The organism is Streptomyces sp. NPDC045695, assembly GCF_056432025.1.
In genome coordinates, this window is record NZ_JBWKJU010000014.1 from 143,362 (window position 1) to 164,235 (window position 20,874).

Annotated in this window: 18 protein-coding genes and 3 pseudogenes; 11 read left to right on the plus strand and 10 right to left on the minus strand. The window is 69.0% G+C overall.

Annotated features, from left to right (window positions below; translation table 11 throughout):
- Window positions 1–54 precede the first annotated feature (54 nt).
- From AC07DU_RS23575 to AC07DU_RS23585, 3 genes are all read left to right on the plus strand, one after another.
- A complete protein-coding gene (locus AC07DU_RS23575) occupies window positions 55–2,166 on the plus strand; it encodes a bacteriocin-associated integral membrane family protein (RefSeq protein WP_479113396.1) in 2,112 nt (703 codons plus the stop codon).
- A gap of 43 nt (window positions 2,167–2,209) precedes the next feature.
- Window positions 2,210–2,899, plus strand: a complete 690-nt coding sequence (locus AC07DU_RS23580) for an ATP-binding cassette domain-containing protein (RefSeq protein ID WP_479113398.1) — start codon at window positions 2,210–2,212, stop codon at window positions 2,897–2,899.
- Between the two features lie 145 nt (window positions 2,900–3,044).
- Window positions 3,045–3,521 carry a cupin domain-containing protein gene (locus AC07DU_RS23585; RefSeq protein WP_479113400.1) on the plus strand — a complete coding sequence of 159 codons (477 nt, stop codon included), beginning with the start codon at window positions 3,045–3,047 and terminating at the stop codon, window positions 3,519–3,521.
- 115 nt (window positions 3,522–3,636) lie between these two features.
- Here AC07DU_RS23585 and AC07DU_RS23590 read toward each other — a convergent pair whose 3' ends face one another.
- The 3 genes from AC07DU_RS23590 to AC07DU_RS23600 form a co-directional block, all read right to left on the minus strand.
- Window positions 3,637–5,349 (minus strand): glycerol-3-phosphate dehydrogenase/oxidase, encoded by a 1,713-nt coding sequence (locus AC07DU_RS23590; RefSeq protein ID WP_479029578.1) that lies wholly within the window; start codon window positions 5,347–5,349, stop codon window positions 3,637–3,639.
- Window positions 5,350–5,391: 42 nt separating this feature from the next.
- The gene (glpK, locus tag AC07DU_RS23595) at window positions 5,392–6,909 is read right to left on the minus strand and encodes a glycerol kinase GlpK (protein ID WP_360896700.1); all 1,518 of its coding nucleotides are present in this window, start codon (window positions 6,907–6,909) and stop codon (window positions 5,392–5,394) included.
- A gap of 81 nt (window positions 6,910–6,990) precedes the next feature.
- Complete coding sequence (locus AC07DU_RS23600; RefSeq protein WP_479113402.1) at window positions 6,991–7,839, minus strand: MIP/aquaporin family protein; 849 nt, start codon at window positions 7,837–7,839, stop codon at window positions 6,991–6,993.
- A 304-nt stretch (window positions 7,840–8,143) separates the two neighbouring features.
- Here AC07DU_RS23600 and dhaK point away from each other — a divergent pair, with 304 nt between their 5' ends.
- The 3 genes from dhaK to AC07DU_RS23615 all read left to right on the plus strand — a co-directional run bounded on the left by dhaK (window position 8,144) and on the right by AC07DU_RS23615 (window position 10,417).
- Window positions 8,144–9,151, plus strand: coding sequence for a dihydroxyacetone kinase subunit DhaK (gene dhaK, locus AC07DU_RS23605; RefSeq protein ID WP_479113404.1), 1,008 nt, complete (start codon window positions 8,144–8,146; stop codon window positions 9,149–9,151).
- A gap of 318 nt (window positions 9,152–9,469) precedes the next feature.
- Entirely contained in the window at window positions 9,470–10,138 is a 669-nt protein-coding gene (locus AC07DU_RS23610) for a DUF998 domain-containing protein (RefSeq protein WP_479113406.1), read from the plus strand.
- Window positions 10,139–10,204: 66 nt separating this feature from the next.
- Window positions 10,205–10,417, plus strand: coding sequence for a DUF4287 domain-containing protein (locus AC07DU_RS23615; RefSeq protein ID WP_360896710.1), 213 nt, complete (start codon window positions 10,205–10,207; stop codon window positions 10,415–10,417).
- A gap of 12 nt (window positions 10,418–10,429) precedes the next feature.
- Here the strand turns inward: AC07DU_RS23615 and AC07DU_RS23620 are convergent, their stop codons facing one another.
- Together AC07DU_RS23620 and AC07DU_RS23625 are read right to left on the minus strand one after the other, a co-directional pair.
- Complete coding sequence (locus AC07DU_RS23620) at window positions 10,430–10,813, minus strand: alpha/beta fold hydrolase (protein WP_479113435.1); 384 nt, start codon at window positions 10,811–10,813, stop codon at window positions 10,430–10,432.
- Window positions 10,814–11,139: 326 nt separating this feature from the next.
- Complete coding sequence (locus AC07DU_RS23625; protein WP_479113408.1) at window positions 11,140–11,277, minus strand: hypothetical protein; 138 nt, start codon at window positions 11,275–11,277, stop codon at window positions 11,140–11,142.
- 1,308 nt (window positions 11,278–12,585) lie between these two features.
- Between AC07DU_RS23625 and AC07DU_RS23630 the strand changes: the two are divergent.
- Window positions 12,586–12,882 (plus strand): annotated as a pseudogene (locus AC07DU_RS23630) (tyrosine-type recombinase/integrase); the annotation flags it as partial.
- Window positions 12,883–12,924: 42 nt separating this feature from the next.
- Here AC07DU_RS23630 and AC07DU_RS23635 read toward each other — a convergent pair.
- A pseudogene (locus AC07DU_RS23635) lies at window positions 12,925–13,017 on the minus strand (hypothetical protein); the annotation flags it as partial.
- Here AC07DU_RS23635 and AC07DU_RS23640 point away from each other — a divergent pair.
- Window positions 12,998–13,166, plus strand: a pseudogene (locus AC07DU_RS23640) (tyrosine-type recombinase/integrase); the annotation flags it as partial. The pseudogenes AC07DU_RS23635 and AC07DU_RS23640 overlap by 20 nt on opposite strands.
- Window positions 13,167–13,360: 194 nt before the next feature.
- Here AC07DU_RS23640 and AC07DU_RS23645 read toward each other — a convergent pair.
- Window positions 13,361–13,696, minus strand: coding sequence for a hypothetical protein (locus AC07DU_RS23645; protein WP_360903034.1), 336 nt, complete (start codon window positions 13,694–13,696; stop codon window positions 13,361–13,363).
- A 222-nt stretch (window positions 13,697–13,918) separates the two neighbouring features.
- Between AC07DU_RS23645 and AC07DU_RS23650 the strand changes: the two genes are divergently transcribed.
- The 3 genes from AC07DU_RS23650 to AC07DU_RS23660 all read left to right on the plus strand — a co-directional run bounded on the left by AC07DU_RS23650 (window position 13,919) and on the right by AC07DU_RS23660 (window position 16,630).
- Entirely contained in the window at window positions 13,919–15,232 is a 1,314-nt protein-coding gene (locus tag AC07DU_RS23650; protein WP_360903031.1) for a sensor histidine kinase, read from the plus strand.
- Window positions 15,223–15,867, plus strand: coding sequence for a response regulator transcription factor (locus AC07DU_RS23655; RefSeq protein ID WP_360903028.1), 645 nt, complete (start codon window positions 15,223–15,225; stop codon window positions 15,865–15,867). The genes AC07DU_RS23650 and AC07DU_RS23655 overlap by 10 nt, the downstream gene beginning before the upstream one ends.
- Before the next feature lie 139 nt (window positions 15,868–16,006).
- Window positions 16,007–16,630, plus strand: a complete 624-nt coding sequence (locus AC07DU_RS23660; protein WP_479113410.1) for a DUF4097 family beta strand repeat-containing protein — start codon at window positions 16,007–16,009, stop codon at window positions 16,628–16,630.
- A gap of 62 nt (window positions 16,631–16,692) precedes the next feature.
- Here AC07DU_RS23660 and AC07DU_RS23665 read toward each other — a convergent pair whose 3' ends face one another.
- From AC07DU_RS23665 to AC07DU_RS23675, 3 genes are all read right to left on the minus strand, one after another.
- Window positions 16,693–17,430, minus strand: coding sequence for a 4'-phosphopantetheinyl transferase family protein (locus AC07DU_RS23665; protein WP_479113412.1), 738 nt, complete (start codon window positions 17,428–17,430; stop codon window positions 16,693–16,695).
- A gap of 461 nt (window positions 17,431–17,891) precedes the next feature.
- The gene (locus AC07DU_RS23670; protein ID WP_479113414.1) at window positions 17,892–18,311 is read right to left on the minus strand and encodes a hypothetical protein; all 420 of its coding nucleotides are present in this window, start codon (window positions 18,309–18,311) and stop codon (window positions 17,892–17,894) included.
- The gene (locus AC07DU_RS23675; RefSeq protein WP_479113416.1) at window positions 18,308–20,446 is read right to left on the minus strand and encodes a hypothetical protein; all 2,139 of its coding nucleotides are present in this window, start codon (window positions 20,444–20,446) and stop codon (window positions 18,308–18,310) included. Before AC07DU_RS23675 ends, AC07DU_RS23670 begins: the two co-directional genes overlap by 4 nt.
- Window positions 20,447–20,874: the final 428 nt, after the last annotated feature.

A 20,874-nucleotide genomic window follows, 5' to 3' on the forward strand; every position in this document is an offset into this window, starting at 1 on the left:
GGCGATCCGTTCGGCCCCATGTCATGCCCCCAAGCGCTCCAACCTAGGTAGTCGATGCTGCACCGAGGGATCAAATTCATCTACGCCGCCGTGCTCGCGTTCTCCGCGGTGGTGTCGTTTCTGTTCGTGCGGGGGCTGGACGAGGACTGGGTGCTCGGTCACTCGGCTGTGGTCTGGGTGCTTGACTCCGACGACTCGACGAGCGGGTCGCAGGTCGCGGGGGATCTGGCATCGTTCGCCGCCGACCACAAGGTCTCGGTCGCCCGCGAGGTGCCCGACCTGAAGGACCCCGACGGCCGCCGACACCTCTACCTCGCTTCCGGCATCCCGGACTCCGATGCGGCGTCATGGCTGGACGAGGGCTATCCGGCGTTCGGCCGGGACTACCGCACCGAGGTGCATCCGCTCGCCGAGATCGGACAGCGGGACCCGCGGGGCTTCTACTACGTGTTCGGGCCGCCGGAGGCCGCCGATGCCCTGGTGGCCGAGTTCGCCCGTCTGGGCCTGCAGGCGAGCGTGCAGCACCCGCTCTCCCTCGCGGAACTGGCTCCCTACTACGCGGACGGCACTCTCGCCCTGGCGCTCGGCGTAGTCGCTCTCGCCGCTGTGACGATGACCGGCGCGAGCGTCCTGCTCAACGCGAAGACGTACGGGGTGCTGCGCCTGCAGGGTAGGTCCTTCGCTGAGATCCTGCTCCGTGACCTGCGGCAGCTGGCTGCGTTCGGCGCGATCGCGGCCGGCGCCGTAGCCGCTGGGGTCCTGGCCCTCCTCGGCCTGTACAACGGTCTCGCCTGGATCGGCCTCTTCGCTTCGGTGACCGCAGCCATCGCCGGCCTTCTCGTCCTTCTGATGCTGGCCACCCACGCGGCCGTGCTCGCCCTGACCTTCAAGACCGACGTCCTGCCCGCCCTCAAGGGCGAACTGCCCGCCAGAGCCGCGTCCGTCTCCGCGTACCTCGTACGCGTCCCCGCCCTGCTGCTCGCCCTCAGCATCGCCACCTCTGTCGTCGCGGCCGGCCAGGACGTCCTTTCCCGCCAGGAGAGCAGGGACGTCTACGCCAAGGTGGGCGAGACATCCGCGATCCGTCTCAACGGCAGCCTGGGCGAAGACGACACGAAGGTGATGGAAGAGCGTGTCGGGCGATGGCTGCGCCAATCCGACGCGGCTGGCAAGCTCATCGTCGCCGGGCGCCGGGAACTCCGTGACATAGGGCCACGCTCCGGCCTGCCCCAGGGCGAGATGCTCATCGTCAACGAGACCTTCCTCGCCCAACAGCCCTTCTTCGATCCCGCGGGGCGGCGCTTTACCCCCGCACCACAGGACGGCAAGGGCCCCGACGCCCACGCCGTGCGCGTGCTCGTGCCCGAATCCCTCGGCCGGCACGCATCGGCCATCGCTGCGGAGATCCCCGGAACCCTGAGCCCAGCCCAACCGGAACGCATCCGGCCGGACCAGGTGCAGACGCTTACCGCCAAGAGCGGCCAACGAGTCTTCGGCTACAGCTCTGGCGACCAGGCGCACACCGCCGCCCGCAACATCAAGGAAGACCGCTCGCTGGTCAGCGACCCGGTGCTCGTCGTGGTCCCCAACGGGTCGCGGTTCCTCACCGACAACGCCTACACCTCGTTCGCCACTCAGGGAGGTGTGGTCTTCCCCGACCCGTCCCACATCCAGGCGGGCATCGAAGCGAACAGGCTGCAGGACGAAGTCATAGCCATCCGTCCGGTCGGGCAGAACGCGGCTCTGCAAATGAGGGACGCGCTGAATGACTTCCGGCTCCATCTGTTCAACCTGGCCGTGGCCGTGGCCGTGCTCGTCATCACCGGCATCGGCGTTTGCATCGTCTACTCCCGCAAGAACGCCCAGGCCATCTTCGTCAAGCACATCAGCGGCTGGAGGTTCGCGGCCAGTCACCGCTCCGTGCTGGCCGTCGAGGGAGTCCTCGCCGTTCTCCTGGCCGGCTGGGTCCCGTTCGACGTGTGGCAGCAGAACCAGGAGCTGAAGGAGTACACGGCCCTGGGCATCCCCGCCCCCAGCGAACCCGCGCAGATCACCGCGCTGGACCTGGGCCTCACCGCAGGGCTGGTCGCCTTCGAGGCCGGTGCCGTGCTCCTGGCGCTGATGGTCTTCCACCGCCGAATCGTCAAGGAAGGGGCGACCGAATGAAGCCACCCACACCCACACCCCGTCACTCAGGAGGAGCAGCGCCGTGATCGATATTGAGAAGCTGTCGAAATCCTTCGGACCCCGGACCCTGTGGTCCGACGTCACCTTGACCATCAACGGCGGAGAGATGCTCGCCCTGGTCGGCCCCAGCGGCTCGGGTAAATCCACCCTCCTCAACTGCCTCGGTCTCCTGGAAACACCCAGCGCGGGCGCGATCCGGCACCAGGGCAAGGACATCACCCGATTCGACCGGCGCGGGATCCGGCGGTTCCGCCGCGAGGTACTCGGCTACCTCTTCCAGAACTACGCCCTGATCGAGAACGCCACCGTCGCGGCCAACCTGGAGGCCGCCATCAAACCCCGGCGGTCCCTGAAGCACACCCCTCGCTTCACCATCGCCGAGGCCCTCGACCGCGTCGGCCTCGCCGGGCGGGAGAAGGAGAAGATCCACTACCTCAGCGGCGGAGAACAGCAGCGGGTGGCCCTTGCCCGACTCATGGTCAAGCAGCCCGCACTCGTACTCGCCGACGAGCCGACCGGCGCCCTCGACCACGCCAACACCACCATGGTCGTCGACATCCTCCGCGAGATGAGTCACGCCGGATGCGCCGTCGTCATCGCCACCCACAACGACTACGTGCGCGACCGCTGCGACACCGTTTTCGCTGTCAATGAGCCTGCCCCGGTGATGGGCTTCCCCTCACGGTCAGCCAAGAAGTCATCGGCGCGGTGATCAGGGGCCCCTCACCGAGCCCCAGACCGCCGCGCCGTCGCGACTCGCCTGCTTGCGGGCAGAAGAGCCCAGGGCTCTGAGAACGTTGACGTGGGCCGGCGCAATACCGCGGCCGTGTACCGCCTACGTTGACCGGGAGAGAAGTATGACCATCAAGGACATCGGGCCGGAACCTCAGAGCTTCGACCTTGAGAAGACGACGCTCGAGAACACGAACTACCGTGCGGTCGCCTGGTCCGGGAAGTACCTTCAGTTGACCCTCATGTCGATCCCCGTGGGTGAGGACATCGGCTTGGAGGCGCACCCGGAGACCGATCAGTTCCTACGAGTGGACGCAGGCCGGGGCCGCGTCCAGATGGGCCGCACGAAGGATCGACTCGACTTCGACCAGGAAGTCGAGGACGGCTGGGCCATCCTCGTGCCCGCCGGCACTTGGCACAACGTCACCAACATCGGTGACGAGACCCTGCAGCTCTACGCCGTATACGCGCCGGTCCACCATGCGTCGGGCAAGATCCAGGCGACAGCCGCCGACGCGGAGCGCGACGAGGACTCGGGCCACGACGAGCCGCCGAGCTGGTCGGTCCAGCCTCCCCAGCAGCCTTCGGACGAGCACGCCTGACCGGCGAGCACGCCTGACCGGCGAGCACGCCTGACCGGCGAGCACGCCTGACCGGCGAGCACGCCTGACCGGCGAGGGCGCGTCCGCCGTGGCGAAGCCCCCCGCGTGCGGCCGTTCAGTTCACCGGGTTGATGTCGGGCACTCCGAGCCGGACCGCGTCGGCGGTCCGGTCGTCCGGCTGCTGCTGGGCCTCGCGCTCGGCAGCCACGCGCCTGAGGTAGTGGTCGACCTCGCGGTCCTGCTGTGCCCGGTTCCATCCCAGGTGGGGCGCCATCAGCTGGGCCACGGTCGGCGCCGCGTCCACCCCGCGGTCCCAGGACTCGATGGAGATCCGGGTGCGCCGGGCGAGGACGTCCTCCACGTGGCGAGCTCCCTCGTGGGTCACCGCGTACACGGCCTCGACCCTCAGGTAGTCGTCGGAACTCGGCAGCGCCTCGCCGAGTGCGGGGTCGGCCGCCACGAGGGCGAGCAGTTCGGGCGCCAGGGAGCCGTAGCGGTTCAGGAGGTGCTCGATACGGGCGACATGGAGCCCGGAGTGCCCGGCGAGCCGGTGCCGGGAGTTCCACAGAGCCGGGAAGCCGTCGGCGCCCAGCAGCGGAACGCGGTCCGTGATGCAGCCGGGGACCTTCTCGTCCAGGGCGCGGGCGGCCTCGTCGACCGCGTCCTCGGCCATCACCCGGTAGGTGGTGTACTTGCCGCCCGCCACCACGACGAGTCCGGGTACCGGATGCGCGACGAGGTGCTCCCGGGACAGCTTGCTGGTCTCCGCCGCCTCGCCGGACAGCAGGGGGCGCAGGCCGGCGTAGACGCCCTCGACGTCTTCGGGGACCAAAGGGGTCGCCAGGACGCTGTTGACGTGTTCCAGCAGATAGGTCACGTCCTTGGAGCTGAGGGCCGGGTGGGCCTTGTCGAGCGTCCAGTCGGTGTCGGTGGTCCCGATGATCCAGTGCCGGCCCCAGGGGATGACGAACAGCACGCTCTTCTCGGTGCGCAGGATCAGTCCGGTGCGGGAGTTGATCCGGTCACGGGGGACGAGCAGGTGGACGCCTTTGGAGGCGCGGACGTGGAACTGGCCGCGGGTGCCGGCCATGGCCTGGGTGTCATCCGTCCACACCCCGGTCGCGTTGATGACCTGCTTGGCCCGCACCTCCGTCTCCTCGCCGCTCTCCAGGTCCGTGACCACGGCGCCGACCACCCGCTCGCCCTGCCGCAGGAAGCGGCTGACGCGGGTGCGGTTGGCGGTCAGCGCCCCGTACGAGGCGGCCGTACGGGCGAGGAACAGGGTGTGGCGGGCGTCATCGACCTGGGCGTCCCAGTACTGGATGGCGCCCACCAGTGCGTCGGAGCGCAGCGCGGGCGCCTCGCGCAGGGCCCGACGCTTGCTCAGGTGGCGGTGGACGGGCAGGCCGCCGGAGGTGCCGGAGGCCCTGGCCATCGCGTCGTACAGCAGCACGCCGCTACCGACGTACGGGCGCTCCGTGACGCGGTGTTGCAGGGGGTAGAGGAACGGCACCGGACGCACCAGGTGGGGGGCGAGGTACCGGAGCAGGAGGCCCCGTTCCTTGAGAGCTTCGGCGACGAGGCGGAAATCGAGCATCTCCAGGTAGCGCAGACCGCCGTGGATGAGTTTGCTGGAGCGGCTGGACGTGCCCGAGGCCCAGTCGCGGGCTTCGACGAGTCCGACGCTCAGGCCCCGGGTGGCGGCGTCCAGGGCGGCTCCGCAGCCGACGACGCCGCCTCCGACGACAAGGACGTCGAGTTCGCCCCGTCCCATGTCGGCGAGGGCCTGCGCGCGGGCTTGGGGTGAGAGGGCCACCGGATCGACCATGGTCTCCTCCTCGGTGCTGCGGGCGCGCGCGGCGGGCGGAACCTATTCGACCTTGGCCCAGTCGAGTGTGCGCTCCACCGCCCGCTTCCAGCCCTCGTACCCTTCGTTGCGCCGATCCTGCGACCACGCGGGCTCCCAGCGCTTGGACTCCTGCCAGTGGGTGCGCAGTTCGTCCGTGTCGCGCCAGAAGCCGGTGGCGAGCCCGGCCGCATAGGCGGCGCCGAGCGCGGTCGTCTCGGCGACCACGGGACGGCTGACCGGTACGCCGAGGACATCGGCCTGGGTCTGCATGCAGAGGTCGTTGGCGGTGACGCCGCCGTCCACCTTGAGCACGTCGAGGTGGACGCCGGAGTCCTGCTCCATGGCTTCCACGACGTCGCGGGTCTGGTAGCAGATGGCCTCCAGGGTGGCCCGCGCCAGGTGTCCGCTGTCGTGGTAGCGGGCCAGACCGACGATCGCACCGCGGGCGTCGGAGCGCCAGTACGGGGCGAACAGGCCGGAGAAGGCGGGGACGAAGTAGATACCGCCGCTGTCCTCCACCGTCTTGGCCAGGCGCTCGCTCTCGGCGGCGTCGCCGATGATCTTCAGCTGGTCGCGCAGCCATTGCACGGCGGAGCCGGTGACCGCGATGGATCCTTCGAGGGCGTAGACCACCGGCTCGTCGCCGAACTGGTAGGCCACCGTGGTCAGCAGACCGTGCTGCGAGCGGACCAGTTCCGTCCCCGTGTTGAGCACCAGGAAGTTGCCGGTTCCGTACGTGTTCTTCGCCTCGCCGGGCGCGTAGCAGACCTGCCCGACGGTGGCCGCCTGCTGATCGCCGAGGACACCGGTGATGGGAATGGCCTCGCGCAGCGGCCGGGAGGTGCGGGTCCGTCCGTACGCCTCGGGATGGGAGGACGGGTTGATGGTGGGCAGCATGGCCCGGGGTACGCCGAAGAAGCCGAGCAGTTCGTCGTCCCAGTCGAGGGTCTCCAGGTCCATGAGCATGGTGCGGCTGGCGTTGGTGACGTCGGTGGCGTGGACGCCGCCGTCGGGTCCGCCGGTGAGGTTCCACAGCACCCAGCAGTCGGTGTTGCCGAAGAGGGCGTGGCCCTGCTCGGCGGCTTCCCGCACGCCGTCGACGTTCTCCAGGATCCATTGGATCTTGCCGCCGGAGAAGTAGGTGGCCGGTGGCAGCCCCGCCTTACGGCGGATGACGTCGCCCTGGCCGCCGCGCTCCAGTGCGGCGGCGATGGAGTCCGTACGGGTGTCCTGCCAGACGATGGCGTTGTAGTACGGGCGGCCGGTGCGGGGATCCCAGACGACCGTCGTCTCGCGCTGGTTGGTGATGCCGACGGCCGCCAGGTCGGAGGCGTCGAGGTTTCCGTGCCGGAGGGCGTTCTGGATCACCGAGTTGGTGCGTTCCCAGATCTCCACGGGGTCGTGCTCGACCCACCCCGAGCGCGGGAGGATCTGGGAGTGCTCCAGCTGGTGCCGCGCCACCTCGTTGCCGGCGTGGTCGAAGATCATGAAACGGGTGCTCGTGGTCCCCTGGTCCACTGCGCCGACGAAGTCAGCCATGGGGTGCCGCCTTCCTTTGGGATGCCGTGCGTGGGGGCTGTCGTCCGGGACGGAACAGGCTGGGCCCGCCCCCGGATCGCGTCAGCTCTCGTCCGGTGTCGGTACGCGTCCGGGGGGCTCCGGTTCGGCGGTCGGCAGGAACCTGCCGATGAAGAACTTGTAGAGACCGGCTCCCAGGAGACCACCGATCAGCGGGCCGACGATCGGCACCCAGAAGTAGAAGTTCCCGTACTGATTCCTCCATGCCCCGCCGTACCCGGTGAGGAAGCTGGCCAGCCGGGGGCCGAAGTCACGGGCGGGGTTGATCGCGTACCCGGCGTCGGTGCCCCAGGCCATGCCGATCGCCACGACGATCAGGCCGACGATGAACGGGGCGAGGTTGGCGCCGGGAGGCGTGTTGAGCAGGTCCGTGACCGCGAGGATCAGCAGGAGCAGGATCGCGGTGCCGATGACCTGGTCGCGCAGTGCGCCCCACTCGGTCACCTGCAGGTTCGGGTTTCCGTTGGCCGGGAGCGTGGAGAAGACGCCCTGCGTCTTGATGGTGTGGCCGGGGTCGGCCTTGGCCAGCGCCTCGGTGTAGTTCCAGCGGACGATCAGGGCGGCAACGAAGGCTCCGGCGGTCTGGGCCAGCGCGTAGGGGGCCACCCTGCTCCACGGGAAGCCCTTGAAGGCGGCCAGGGCGACGGTCACCGCGGGATTGAGGTGGGCGCCGCTCAGCCTCGCCGCTACGTAGACGCCCAGGGTCACGCCGAGACCCCAGGCCCAGGCGATGCTGTCGTGGTTTCCGAGGCCGCCCGGGGGGTCCGTCAAGGCTCCGCCGGCGACCACCTGGGCCACGACACCACAGCCGAAGAGTATGAGGATCATGGTGCCGGCGAATTCAGCCGAGAGTTCACCGACCAGCCCTGATGCTTTCAGGCGCTCCTTCATGGGTGCCCGCTTCCCGCCGGTCCGAAGACCGGCACTCGACTGCCCCGAGCCCCCCGGTTCAGGGTAAGACGGGTCGCCCGTACCGGAAAGGCGGGGCGGGGCCGACCCTGCGGAAGCCAGTGCCCGCACGGTCCTCCGGGGCCTTCTCCGGGGCGTCGTCCGCGTAGTCGCGGAGACCCGCGGCGCGGCAGCACACTGTTCGTAGGGCGTGCCCTCACGGACGCGCCTGGCCCGCGCGCGGTGTTTCTGTGCTCCGTCACGGTGCCGGGCCACTGACCCGCTGGCTCCGACCGGGAGGCACTCGATGAAGATGCTGATCAACAGTCCCCAGACCGTGGTCGCCGACGCCCTCCGGGGGCTGGCGGCAGCCCACCCGGACCTGGACGTGGACGCCGAGGCCCGGGTCGTCGTACGGCGGGACGCGCGGCAGGGCGGACGGGTCGGTCTGGTCTCCGGCGGCGGCTCCGGACACGAGCCCTTGCACGCGGGCTTCGTCGGACACGGAATGCTGTCCGCCGCCTGCCCGGGCGAAGTGTTCACTTCCCCCGTGCCCGACCAGATGGTGCGGGCGGCAAAGGCCGTGGACTGTGGCCAGGGGGTGCTGTTCGTCGTCAAGAACTACACCGGGGACGTGCTGAACTTCGACATGGCCGCCGAACTGGCCGAGGAGGACGGCATCCGGGTCGAGCGGGTGCTGGTCAACGACGACGTCGCCGTGACCGACAGCCTCTACACCGCCGGGCGCCGGGGGACGGGGGCCACGCTCTTCGTCGAGAAGATCGCCGGGGCGGCGGCGGAGGAGGGCGCTCCCCTGGAGCAGGTCGCCGCCATCGCCCGGCGGGTCAACGAGGCCTCGGGCAGCTTCGGCGTGGCGCTGAGCGCCTGCACCACCCCCGCCAAGGGCTCCCCCACCTTCGACCTGCCGGACGGCGAGCTGGAGCTGGGCATCGGGATCCACGGCGAGCCGGGCCGGGAGCGGCGCCCGATGATGTCGGCGGGGGAGATCGCGGAGGTCGCGGTGGGCTCCGTGCTGGACGACATGGCGAACGCGACCGCGGTTGCCGACGGGCCGGTCCTGGCCTTGGTGAACGGGATGGGCTCAACGCCGCTGCTGGAGCTGTACGGCTTCCACGCGGAGGTGGCCCGGGTGCTTGCGGCACGGGGCGTACAGGTGGCTCGGACCCTTGTGGGGAACTACGTCACCTCGCTGGACATGGCGGGGTGCTCGGTGACGCTGTGCCGGGCCGACGAGGAAATGCTGCGGCTGTGGGACGCGCCGGTACAGACGGCAGCGCTGCGCTGGGGCCGCTGACCCCAAGGCGGTCTCCCGCTGTGCATCCGCCGAGAGCCGGATGGGCTCCGCCCGGCGTGCCGGACCTTCTGCCGAACGGCGGCGCCCGCCCGCGCGTCGGACGCGGCACGTCTCTTTATCGCCCTGGAGCCCTACGGCGGCATCTTCGTCGCCGGGTGTTGACCGTCTCTACTGGCATGTTGTGGCACGGCCGTTCCGGAGGCGCGTAGCAAGGAGCTTCGGTCGGTGTGTGATCCAGTGCACACCGGCAGGAGCGATGAGTCCGCTCTTCGCCGTCGGTCGTATGAGTGACAACGACGAAGCGAGGAAGGCCCTGCCATGACCGACACGCTCACCGCGCCCCGCCATCTTCCTTCCGCCGCGCCCGCGTCGCGATCCGCCGCCCGGTGGGCCGTGGCCGGCGGCATGGTGGCGGGTCCGCTCTTCCTGGCGGCCGGTCTCGCCCAGGGGTTCGCGCGGGACGGCTTCGGCTTCACCCGGAACGCGATCAGCCAGCTCGCCCTCGGGGAGGCGGGCTGGATCCAGACGGCGAGCTTCGTGCTCACCAGCGCGCTGCTGCTCGCCGGCGCGACGGGGCTGCGGCGGGTGCTCCGCGATGGCCCCGGTGGAGCATGGGGCCCGGTCCTGGTCGGTGTCTTCGGTGCTTCCTTCTGGGCTGCGGCGATCTTCCCGGCCGATGCCGGGGCGGGTTTCCCCGCGGGCTCCCCGGACGCGACGGTGATGAGCGGGCACGGTGCAGCCCACATGTTCGCTGGAATGATCGGCTACCTCGCCCTGTGTGCCGCGTTCGTCGTTCTGGCCCGTCCGCTTGCCGCCCGGGGCCTGCGGGGCTGGGCCGTCGCGTCCCGCGTCGTACCCGTGGCCGTCCTCGCCGGCTTCATGGCCTCGGCCATCTCCGTCCTGGCGTTCACCGCGGGCGCTGGCCTCGGCCTGCTGTGGCTGACCGCGGTGACGGCCCGCCTCGCCGCCGCCCCGGACATCCCCTAGCCGGCCGCCGTTCCCGCAGGCATCATCCACACCACCAAGATCATCACGACACGAAACGGGGCACCCATGACCGACGCCGTGAAGGGTCCTGCCAGCTACTTCCCGTCCATCGAGAAGAAGTACGGCCGTCCCATCATCGAGTGGAAGGACCTCATCCGCTCCTCGCCGCTGGCCAAGCACATGGAGCTGGTCAACTGGCTCAAGGCCGAGCACGGGCTCGGCCACGGCCATGCCAACGCCCTCGTCGCCCACACCCTCGCCGAGAACAGCGGCCAGTGATCGGGAACGTGATCACGCCCTGTGGTTCATGGCAGATCGGGTGACTTCTCCAAGGAACTCACGGAGTACGTGCCACAGGGCGTCCGGTCGCTCCAGGTGAACGTCGTGCCCCGTCCCGAGGACGCTCAGGGCCGCCGTCTCAGGCCGTCGCCGGAGCATCTCGTCGATTTCCTCGGGCGGCATGATGCCACCGAGCTGTTCGAGCACGGCGGCGGTGTCCGCGACGTACGCGGCCCGGCACACGTCCTGCGGGCGGCGCTCGCTGGCACCGTGGCCGCGCTGGTCGACGGCGACGACGCGGTAGCAGCGGCTCAGATCTCGGACGATGGCGTCCCATTCGTCCGCGTGGCCGGCCAGCCCGGCAACAGGACTACGGGCGGCCCCGACCCACCGCAGTCACGGCAGGAAATGCGGACACCCTCACGCCGGGCCTACATGTGCAGGCAGGCCGAAGAGGGGGAAGAGGTGGTCGGTGTCGCGGAAGGCCGTGATGCCGGCGATGCGGTCACCGGAGAACTCGACGACCTGGAGGAGGCGCGGGCACCTAGCGAGTCACGACGTCCGGGTCGCGCAGGGCGTTGGCCAGCAGCGACATGTCCTGATGGTTGGAAACGACCTGACGGCGAGGTCGTCCGGCTCGGGCAGGCCAAGGGGTGCGGAATTGGTGTCCCGCCAGTCCAGCAGTCGCCGGATCACCACTCCGGCTTCTATGCCCGGATTCCCTAATCGGCGAGGGCGACGAACGCCGGGGTGCTGCTCGGATCCCCGTCGACGGCGATCAGGCCTTCGCTCGCCAGATAGGTGCAGGCGGTGGCTAGATCCTGTTCCGGCAGGTTCCAGCACCCAACGCTGTGGCGCATGTTCGTAACCCCCCATAGCTGGGCTGACCACCTGGGGCTTGCTGGGGAGCCAGAATGGGTCAATCCTGACGAAATAAACTTCTCTCAACGCACCGTATCCACGAACGACTACGTGGAGAAGATGCGCTCGGGGGAGTGGGATGGGCGACGCCCTGGTACAGCGTTGAAGGTCATGGAAGTGGACGGCCAGCTGGTGTCGTACGACAACCGAAGGCTTGATGCAGCGCGCGAAGTGGGGAGGCCGGTAATCATCGAGCACGTCGACCCGAACGCGGTTCACCCTGATTCGACAACCGGACGGACATGGGCGGAGCAATTCAGAAGGCGCATGAATTCCTCGCGGAACAGAAATGAACTAGGTGAGTCAGTTCCCCCGACTGGACTCCAGGAGAGGCCGGAGCACGTGCGCAACGGGAAGTGCAAGCCAAGATGACGACGATCGAACGCCTATGGGAAGATTTTCAGCTTCCCATCAGAGATTCCCTGCATTTTGCAGACGGTAGGTCCTGTGATGTTGACCTCGACTCCGACGTGCCGAGCGGTTTGAGGGTGCTCGCCCCGTTGGACCTTGATGAAATGCTGGAGAGCGATCCCCTTCATTGCGCGGTTGACTGTTGACCGTGCGCTCACCTGGGCAATTTTCTTCACGGAATCCAATCCATTTGATCGGATCCAGCTGTCCGGAAACGTGGCCACCTTTAGCTCAACGTCGGGATTCGAGATCGCAGTCGACATCGACGATCCACGAACTCCAATCTCTGGGCCTACATCGAACCGGACCCCGTAAGGATCACCTCCCCGGACCGTAGGAGAGCGCGGCGGGAGCAAGGAACAGGTTGCATGTGTCCAGTGCCGGCGTGCGGTGGCGGACCGGCTGCCATCATTGCCGTCCGGCATCGGCGCTCCCGGCCCCCACGTCGGACTCCTCACCGGAAGCGACGCACCGATCCGGTCCTCGGCTGTAGGGTGCACCGACCGCGGATCCTGCCCAGCCATCTTTGCGATGCTTGCACTGGATGACCCAGCGCCGACCAGCCGTCTCGACGCAGCAGGTCTCGCGCGGCGTATTCAAACTGGGTGTAGTGGCGGCACCCAAAGGTGGTCGGCCAGCCAGGACTGCACCGCGATGAGGAAGCCAGATGCCCCGACACCGGCCAGGCCTAGCAACAAGAAGAGCTGGAAGTCGGAGCCCCTCTGCTTGCCTGGCCGACTGCCTCGGTTTGGGTGGCGTCGAGAGGGACGGCGGGTCTTTTTCGCCTGGTCCAGGCGTTCGCGGCCTACGCGCACCCCTGGTCGCTGATGGCCTTTTGGCGTGCGGAACGGTGGACGGTGACCGGTGCGACCACCACGGCGAAGTCTTACCGGCTGCTGAAGGCGACCATGCAGACCGTCGTCGAGGACGAGTTGATCCGTCGGAACCCCTGCTCCATCCGCGGCGCGGGCCGCGAGGACGCCGATGAGAGGCCAGTCGCCACCATCGACCAGGTCTTCGCGCTCGCCGAGGCCATTGGTGTCCGCTGGCGGCTGATAATGCTGCTGGGCGCCTTCGCCTCCATGAGACCCGAGGAGCTGGCCGAGCTGCGCCGTGGCGACATCGACCTCGACACCGGATCCGTGCGCGCGCAGCGCACCGACGAGCCGGACGGCGCGGATGGAGTCGCCGCCCAGGTCGAAGAAGCTGCTCTCGACGCTGACTTCGGCCTGCGCCAGGACCTCGGAGGCCCGTGACGCGGTCGGCATGCCGAGCGAGCTCCGCTTCTACGACCTGCGCCACACCGGAAACATCCTCGCGGCGGACACCGGCGCCAAGCTGAAGGACCTCATGGTCCGCGCGGGCCAGTCGTCCGCGCGGGCCCAGCTATCAGCACTCCACCAAGGCACACCAGCGGGTCCGACCGGCGGCTCCGGAGCTGAACACCGGACGCCGGGTGACCGGAGACCCCAAGTCCCGAGCGGGCAAGCGGGAGATCACTGCACGCTCGCAGACAACATCGACACCAACGTCCGCCGCCAGCGCACGCAGCGAGCTCGGCGTGGATCCCGGTCCCATGATGAGCGAGGTCTACCAGGGCATCCTGACCGGTCAGCCCTTACTGCGGTGCGCCGCATGACCGTATGAGTTCAGGCTCGTGTACATCACCGCGCCTGCGATCCACATCGTGGCGACGACCGCCGGGCTGTCACGCAAAAGCACCGAGACTCCCATCAGCGCGACGATGAAGGCCGCAAGCGACAGCGACGGCCGAGGTCGTTGCCGCGCCGACCGCGCGGCGACGACCTCGTCGATGACTTCCTCGACGATCTCGGCGACCCGGTCGTCGATCACATCGCCGAAGCGGTCGATGAAGAGTTCCATGTCGCCCTGGGTCGCCCCCGCGGGCCCGGTGATGTCACCCGCCGTTGAATGCTGCGTCTTCATGTCCACAACTCTGGCCCACCCGGCTCCCGATGGCAGTTATGCCCACCCACGGTCCAGGGGTGGGTTATCCCTACCCCAAGGTGGTCGGTTGTCCTCGTGTCGCCGTGGACCGGTGCCTGAGTACCGTCCTGAACGGGAGTTGGAGCACGAGCTGAGGGGCGCCGCATGGTTCAGGCACACGAGTACGATGATCACGTATCACGCATGGCGCCGGAGCCGGAGTTGAGTGACGACACAGCTGTGGACGGCGACCGTGGCAACCGGCCGTCGGGTGTCGCGGTACCGCCCAATCCCTACCGGGCACTGGTGACCCCACAACTGTGGCGTGCCTGTGCCCACCTGGCCACGGACGGCCTCATGGCGCTCGCCGGACTGGCCGTGCTGGTGACGCTCGGCATCGCCCTGTGCCTGGTACCCGTCGGCCTGACCGGCGTACCGCTGGTGCTCGTCGCGGGCTGGGCCCTGCACCGGCTCGGCGTCGCCGAACGGTACCGCTGGGCCGCGATCCACGGGCTCGACTTCCCGGAGCAGCCCCGGCCCTCCCTGTCCGGGCCGCTGCTGCGGTCGGCGGTCTCGCTGGCGAACGACCGGTCGACCTGGCGGCTCATCGCCTATTTCGCCGTTCTGGCGCCGCTGTCGCTGGTGACGTTCCTCGCCGTCCTGCTGGTGTGGGGCGTCCCCTTGGCGCTGGTCCTGCTGCCGGCGTACTACACGCGACTGTCCTCCGGCCGGGCCGCCCTCGGTCCCCTGACCGTCGACGACCCGGGTACCGCCCTGCTGGTCGCAGCCCTCGCGCTGCTGGTGTGCGCCACGCTCTCACCCCTGGTGGTCCGAGCGCTGCTGGCCGTCGACGTACTGCTCGCCCGTACGCTGCTGGCCTCGCCGCGGGACATGGAGCTGGCCAAGCGGGTGGAGTACCTGACGGAGAGCCGTGCCCGCGTCGTGGACGCAGCCGAAGCCGAACGGCGCCGGATCGAACGGGATTTGCACGACGGCGCCCAACAGCGTCTGGTAGCCATGACGATGACGCTGGGGCGAGCCCGCTCCCGGCTCAAGGACACCGGGCAGGACGCGGCCCTGGAGCTCGTCGAGGACGCCCGGCGCAGTGCCCAGGAGGCCATCATCGAGTTGCGCGACCTCACCCGAGGACTGCACCCGCCGGTGCTCACCGACCGTGGCCTGGACGCCGCGCTGTCCGCTGTGGCCGCCCGCTCGCCGATCCCGGTGACGGTCGATGTCCAGGTCACCCCCCGGCCGTCGGCCACCATCGAGGGCATCGCGTACTTCGTGGTGACCGAGGCCCTGACCAATGTCGCCAAGCACGCCGGGGCGACCACGGCGTGGGTCGTGATCCGCCGGGCGGGAAACCGGCTGATCACGACCATCGGCGACGACGGCACCGGCGGCGCGAAGGTGGCACCGGGCGGCGGACTCGCCGGGCTGGCCGACCGGGTCTCCGGAGTCGACGGCCAGGTGCGTGTGACGAGCCCGCCCGGTGGACCGACCCTGATCGAAGTGGACATGCAATGCGCGTAGTGATCGCCGAGGATTCCGCCCTGCTGCGGCAAGGCATCGTCCTGCTGCTCGAAGAGCAGGGGATCGACGTGGTGGACGCGGTGGGTGACGGCGAGGCGTTGCTGCGCTCCGTGGCCGAACACCAGCCGGACGTCTGCGTCGTCGATGTCCGGATGCCGCCGACCTTCGTCGACGAGGGGCTGCGCGCCGCACTGGTGATCCGAAACCGCTGGCCGGACATCGGTGTGCTGGTGCTCTCCCAGTACGTCGAACAGAGCTACGCCATCGACCTCATCGACAGCGCCACCAGCGGCGTCGGCTACCTCCTCAAGGACCGGGTCTCCGACGTCGACGAGTTCGTCGCCGCCCTGGGGCGCGTCATGGCCGGCGACACCGTCCTGGACCCCGAAGTGGTCAAGCAAATGTTCGCGCGCAGCCGCCGGCAGGACCCGCTGGCCACCTTGTCACCGCGGGAACGGGAGGTCCTCGCGGCGATGGCCGAGGGACGGTCCAACGGGGGAATCGCCACCCTGCTGGTCATCGGCTCGGCTGCCGTCGAGAAACACATCCGCAGCATCTTCCTGAAATTCGGCCTGCATCCAGAAGACGGCGAACACCGCCGAGTGCTCGCTGTCCTACGTTACTTGGGAGCCTGACATCAGTACGCCGCCGCACAAGAAGCACCGCTGGATCCTCGTCCTCGGCCTGGCCGTCCTCGGCCTGATCGTCGTCGCGGGTGCCTGGCTGGTCACCATCGTCCTGCCGGCCCGGGAGGACTACTCCTCGACCAGCACCGTGAATGCCGCCGACAGCACCTTGCTGCGCGTCGACACCGACGGCGCGGGCGTCACGCTGCGCGCCGGCACCGACTCCTCCGTCCATGTCACAGCGACCGGCGACTACACCGACACCCGCCCGGAGGTGTCGGCCGTCGCCTCCGGGGCGACGACCACGGTGTCCGCGTCCTGTGCCGGCAGCTGCTCGCTGAGGCTGGAGATCACCCTGCCGGCCGGCCTCGCGACGGAGGTGAGCTCGGGAGCGGGGGAGATCACTGCCAGCGATCTGACCGGGCGACTGGCTCTGAACACCAAGGCCGGCGCCATCAACGTCACCAACCCCGGCGGGCCACTGGTCCTGCACAGCGGCAGCGGCCAGATCGTAGTGGCGGGCGCCAAATCCCCCCGGTTCGACGCCACCACCAAGGAGGGGGAAGTCCGGGCCGCGTTCACCACGGCGCCCACGACCACGAACGTGACCACCGACCAGGGCGGCGTCGACCTGGCCCTGCCGCCCCACGCCGGCTACTACGTCGAGGCCAGCAGCGAGAGCGCCACACCGCAGATCAGCGTGCCGGTGGACCGCAACGCCAAGAACACGGTCACCGTGAAGACGGGCAGCGGAGGCGTGGACATCCACTGAGCCACCGGTCCGAGCCCCCGTCCGACCTCGGTCGGACGGGGGCTCGGTGGTTTCTCAAGCCTTCACCGACCGCGCGACCGGAGAGCGTACGCGGCGGCGAATCCCTCCGGCACGGCCACATCGCCGAGGGTCCAGCCCCGCGGGGCTGGACCGGGCGTCGGCCCGGTGCCCACGTAGTCGAGAGCGGGACTGCGCGAGAGGCCGGCCCCGATGCCCTTGAGGTACGACTCCTTGCGCGCCCATGCCCGGGCGAGCGCCATCGGCTTGGCGTGATCGGGTGCGGCAACCAGTTCCGCCGTTTCCATCGGGTGCATGGCAGAAGAGACCTGCGCGACGGCATCCGCCCGGAGGATCCCCTCCACGTCCACGCCCACCGGTGCACCGGCGATCCCGATCAACGCGAGATCGCCGCTGTGGGAAAGCGAGAAGTGCACCCCTCCACCCTCCACCGCAGGGCGGCCGTGCGGCCCGCCGCAGGAGGGACAGGGCTCTCGAACCAGCTGCACCGCACCGGGAGCGACTCCAAGGTGAGCGCCGAGCACTATGCGCAGAGCCACGTGCGCAACGACGTAGCACCGGCGATCCGCACTCCGATGGAACGCGGCTGCCCGCTGCTGCTCCATCCCGTCGAGGACACCGGGAGCGAGACCGGCAGCAACCGCTCCCTGACGGAGCGAATCCACGGTCCACAGGGACAACGTGCCGTCGTGCGTGTCGCAGAGCGCGGCACGGCGCACATCCTCAGGCCGTCCTCCGAGGATCAACTCGGCTGGGAACTCGAGGACGGACGTGTTGGTCATTCGGCAAGTCTAGTGCTGCCCCGCGCACGTTCATGGAGGAGTGCGGGGGCGGTTCGGGGTAGGTCGGGCAGTCGATGCTAGCGACGGGTGTCGCCTGTCAGCAGCTCCAAGACAACGAAGAAGGCCCAGGTCGCTGACCTGGGCCTTCTATCAAGAGCGGATGACGGGAATCGAACCCGCGCTATAAGCTTGGGAATCACCCGGCACGTGGACCGGTACACGCGACCCGACCTGCAGGAACGTGCGCTGATGACCTCGGCGCGACTGCTTTGCGGGCCCCCTTGTTGACCGCTGTTTACCCTCCCTACTGGCACGTTATGGCACGGACTCTCGTGTGAGGTGAGAGGTGACGCCGACGGGGAGGATGCCCAGGCGTACAGGTGTCAGCTTGGTGTGTCGCCCGATACGGAGCGAAGCGGCCTCCACCGTGGTGGAGGCCGCTGTGAAGAGAGGGGTTCGTGCTACGCGGTGAGGGCGAGCCAGTCGGCGGCAGACGGCCACCTCAGGGGCTTCATGGCTTCACGTAGCCCCAGCAGATCGGCGCAGCGGCCCTCGATGGCGTCTATGGTGCGGGGCGGGGTGTGGTCATGGAGCTGGAGCGCACGGACCTTGGCGAAGACCTCTCGCTTTGCCGGGTTTCGGTTGTGAGTGTTCAGTCGGCCCGGCAGGTCATCCTCGCGGTTGGCCTGGCCGAGCCAGCGCACATGGCCGGAGGGGTCCGTGACGATGTAGATGGCGGCGACGATGTCGTCGTACTTCCAGCGGTCGGACCAGGGAAGGGCCGTCAGGTGGGTCTCCACGAGGTGTCGTCCGCACGCGAGCGGAAGGGCGCCGAGCCTGGGCCTGGTCAGGCGGGGTCCGATCGGCAGCATCGTCGTCATCCCTCCTCACCCGCCTCGTCTGTAAGGAACTTCTCCGTCAGCGACTCCTCCGGGCGGGGGTGCCCGAATCGCATGTCCGCGACCATGGCCGCGAGCATCTGCAGGTCTGTCTTGGTGACGCTGAGGGCCTTTGTGATCGCCACTACCTCGTCGTCCGTGGCACCGTGCAGGGCGGCCTGCTCCGCGGTCTGCGCGGCGTCAAGGAGCTCACGGGCACTGCTGATGAGGTCGACGATGGCGGCGGGCATTGTGTCGGTGACGGCTGTGTAGAACTGCGCGCGGGCGAGAGTGAGGAGCTCCTGTGGGGTGGGGGCCGGGGCCGTGGGGGCAGTGGGGTCGGTCTGGCTGTCCCGGTTGTTGGTCTTGGTCCGACGCTGGACGGTCTTCGGGAACTGCGTGTCGAACCAGTGCTTGGTGGCGACCGAGCCGTCCACGGGCTCGTTGTCCGTGTTGATGGTCCTCGGGGCGCGGTTCTCGTTGGCCGCGGCGGCGAGTTCCTGCATCAGCGCGATCGTCCGGGGCGTCTGCAGCAGCATCGCCTTCCGGGCGTTGATGGTACTGCGCCGGATCTGGCGGTCTGCGGGGGTCTCGCCCTGCTGTTCGGAGTCGGTTTCGTGGGTGCCAGCCTGTGCGCCGATCGAGCCGCGGTCCGCGTCGATGATTTTGTGTTCGGCCAGCCAGTGGATTCCCCGGGTCGTCAGGAACCGCTCCAGGACGTCGGGGTCGGTACCAGCGGCGGTGAGGGCGTCGGACCACTCCGGGAGGTCTGCGAGGCCCTCGGATCCCTTGAGGAAGGTACTGCTCAGCAGGCCGTCCAGGACGCGGGGGTTCCAGCGGTGGCGGTAGCCCTCTCCGGCGACTGCAGAGACCATCCGCAGTCGGTTCGCCACGTGGTCCTTGTTCGTGTAGCTGCGGCTTGGCTCGCCCAGGACGCGTCGGACGGCGTCTGCGCGGCCCTTGTCGCCAGGGAAGACCGCGGCGAACAGGGCCCGGTCGCGGCGGTCGCGGCGGGAAACCACGTCATCGCCGGGCTGACGGTTGGGGTCGTCTCCTTCGCCGGCGAGCCAGGCCCTCTCGCTCTCCGTGAGCCAGCCCTTGGCCTTGGCATCCCGCAGAACGGCACGCAGGTCGGAGGCGGCCTTCTCGGCGAGGACGTAGCCGAGCGGCGGACGACGGTGGTCGGCGCGGTTGGGGTCGAAGACGACGTTGTGGAACTCCTGCGGATCCGCCGTTCCCACGATGATCTGCATGGGAACCGTGGCGATCTTCGCGGCGTCGAGCGCGACCTCGTGCTGCGGGTGCCGGTCGTCGCCGTAGGCGGTGCGCATTGCGGTGGCGAAGGCTGGCACCCAGACTGTCGGGTCGGCGATGCGGGCCGGATACTCCGCACCCGGCCGAGAGTCCGGGAGTTCGAGCTTGCTCCGATCGATCCCGAACACGATCTCCTTGCTCGAGAGGTCGAAGAGCGCGAGCCGGGCACGCGTACGGTTCGCTCCCTTGATCGCGGTCAGGTCGAGCACCCTGCGGTCCGCGGCACCGGAGTTGTCGGTCTCGTCGATGCAACGCAGCAGGGGGGCGTGCAGGGTGGTTTCGTTCTGTCCGTAGGCCCTGATGTCGTCGCGCAGCTTGTACCCGCGGGCGCCGTCGGCGTCGCTGAGTGCGCCCTCCATGACCCCGATCAGTGAGCTGAGGGTGTTGGCGGCCACCGGGAGGGACGTCGTGAGATAGGGCAGGGGTTTGCCCTCGGTGCCCGTCCCGGTGACCAGGCGGGGGAGCATGCGGGCGGGGTCGGGGTTCGGACGCGTCGGCGAGTGGAAGGTGCCGCGGATGCGCTCGTTGTACTCACCCGGAGTGCCGGTGAACCCGTGTGCGGTCACAGACAGGATGCGCAGCCCGGTGCTGGGGTCTTCGTTGATGACGCCTGGGCGGATCCGGTAGGTGCCGTCGGAGTTGCGGGCGAGGTACGCCTTGGGACGCACGATGTACGGTGCGATGGCGTCGGTGATCTCCAGCGGCAGGCCGGTGTCGGCGGCCAGCGCCTCGGAGAAGGCCTGCGTCCAGCTCGGCTTGTCCGGGCCAGGGAACGGGTTGTACTCGGGCACGGCGCCGTATTCAACGGCGGCGGTGATGGTCACGCTAACTCCCAAGGGGGACGCGGTATGCAGTCCGGGCCGGGCGGTCCGGGCAGAGCGGAAGGCCCGAACCCCCTCTGAATACCTTGGGAGTTGTTCGGTATCAGCCGTCGCACGCTAACGCGATGTAGACGTCTGAACCCGTCCGGTACTCGGCTGGGTGGCGCGACCGTGAAGCAGTCATTGCGCACTCCCCCGATTCCGTAGGAACCATTGGGGGTTGAGCAGAGTCCCGGCATTGGGCCGAAAGCTACCTACTACGCTACCGCCACCCGCTGACACTCGGGGCTTCGTTTCGTGAAGAGGCTTGCGTGGCAGGCCGGTTGAATCTGTCCCCGCGCCTGTGAGCTGCGCTGGAACGGCTCGCCCCGATCTGACCCCTCGCCCTGCCGCTCAGTTCGTGAAGCGGGCTGCTCGCTCACGAAGTTCCT

Coding starts and splice junctions, on each gene's coding strand:
- AC07DU_RS23575 (WP_479113396.1), top strand. CDS start 55: ATGCTGCACCGAGGGATCAAATTCATCTACGCCGCCGTGCTCGCGTTC.
- AC07DU_RS23585 (WP_479113400.1), top strand. CDS start 3,045: ATGACCATCAAGGACATCGGGCCGGAACCTCAGAGCTTCGACCTTGAG.
- AC07DU_RS23590 (WP_479029578.1), bottom strand. CDS start 5,349: ATGGTCGATCCGGTGGCCCTCTCACCCCAAGCCCGCGCGCAGGCCCTC.
- glpK (WP_360896700.1), bottom strand. CDS start 6,909: ATGGCTGACTTCGTCGGCGCAGTGGACCAGGGGACCACGAGCACCCGT.
- AC07DU_RS23600 (WP_479113402.1), bottom strand. CDS start 7,839: ATGAAGGAGCGCCTGAAAGCATCAGGGCTGGTCGGTGAACTCTCGGCT.
- dhaK (WP_479113404.1), top strand. CDS start 8,144: ATGAAGATGCTGATCAACAGTCCCCAGACCGTGGTCGCCGACGCCCTC.
- AC07DU_RS23610 (WP_479113406.1), top strand. CDS start 9,470: ATGACCGACACGCTCACCGCGCCCCGCCATCTTCCTTCCGCCGCGCCC.
- AC07DU_RS23615 (WP_360896710.1), top strand. CDS start 10,205: ATGACCGACGCCGTGAAGGGTCCTGCCAGCTACTTCCCGTCCATCGAG.
- AC07DU_RS23625 (WP_479113408.1), bottom strand. CDS start 11,277: ATGCGCCACAGCGTTGGGTGCTGGAACCTGCCGGAACAGGATCTAGCC.
- AC07DU_RS23645 (WP_360903034.1), bottom strand. CDS start 13,696: ATGAAGACGCAGCATTCAACGGCGGGTGACATCACCGGGCCCGCGGGG.
- AC07DU_RS23655 (WP_360903028.1), top strand. CDS start 15,223: ATGCGCGTAGTGATCGCCGAGGATTCCGCCCTGCTGCGGCAAGGCATC.
- AC07DU_RS23665 (WP_479113412.1), bottom strand. CDS start 17,430: ATGACCAACACGTCCGTCCTCGAGTTCCCAGCCGAGTTGATCCTCGGA.
- AC07DU_RS23670 (WP_479113414.1), bottom strand. CDS start 18,311: ATGACGACGATGCTGCCGATCGGACCCCGCCTGACCAGGCCCAGGCTC.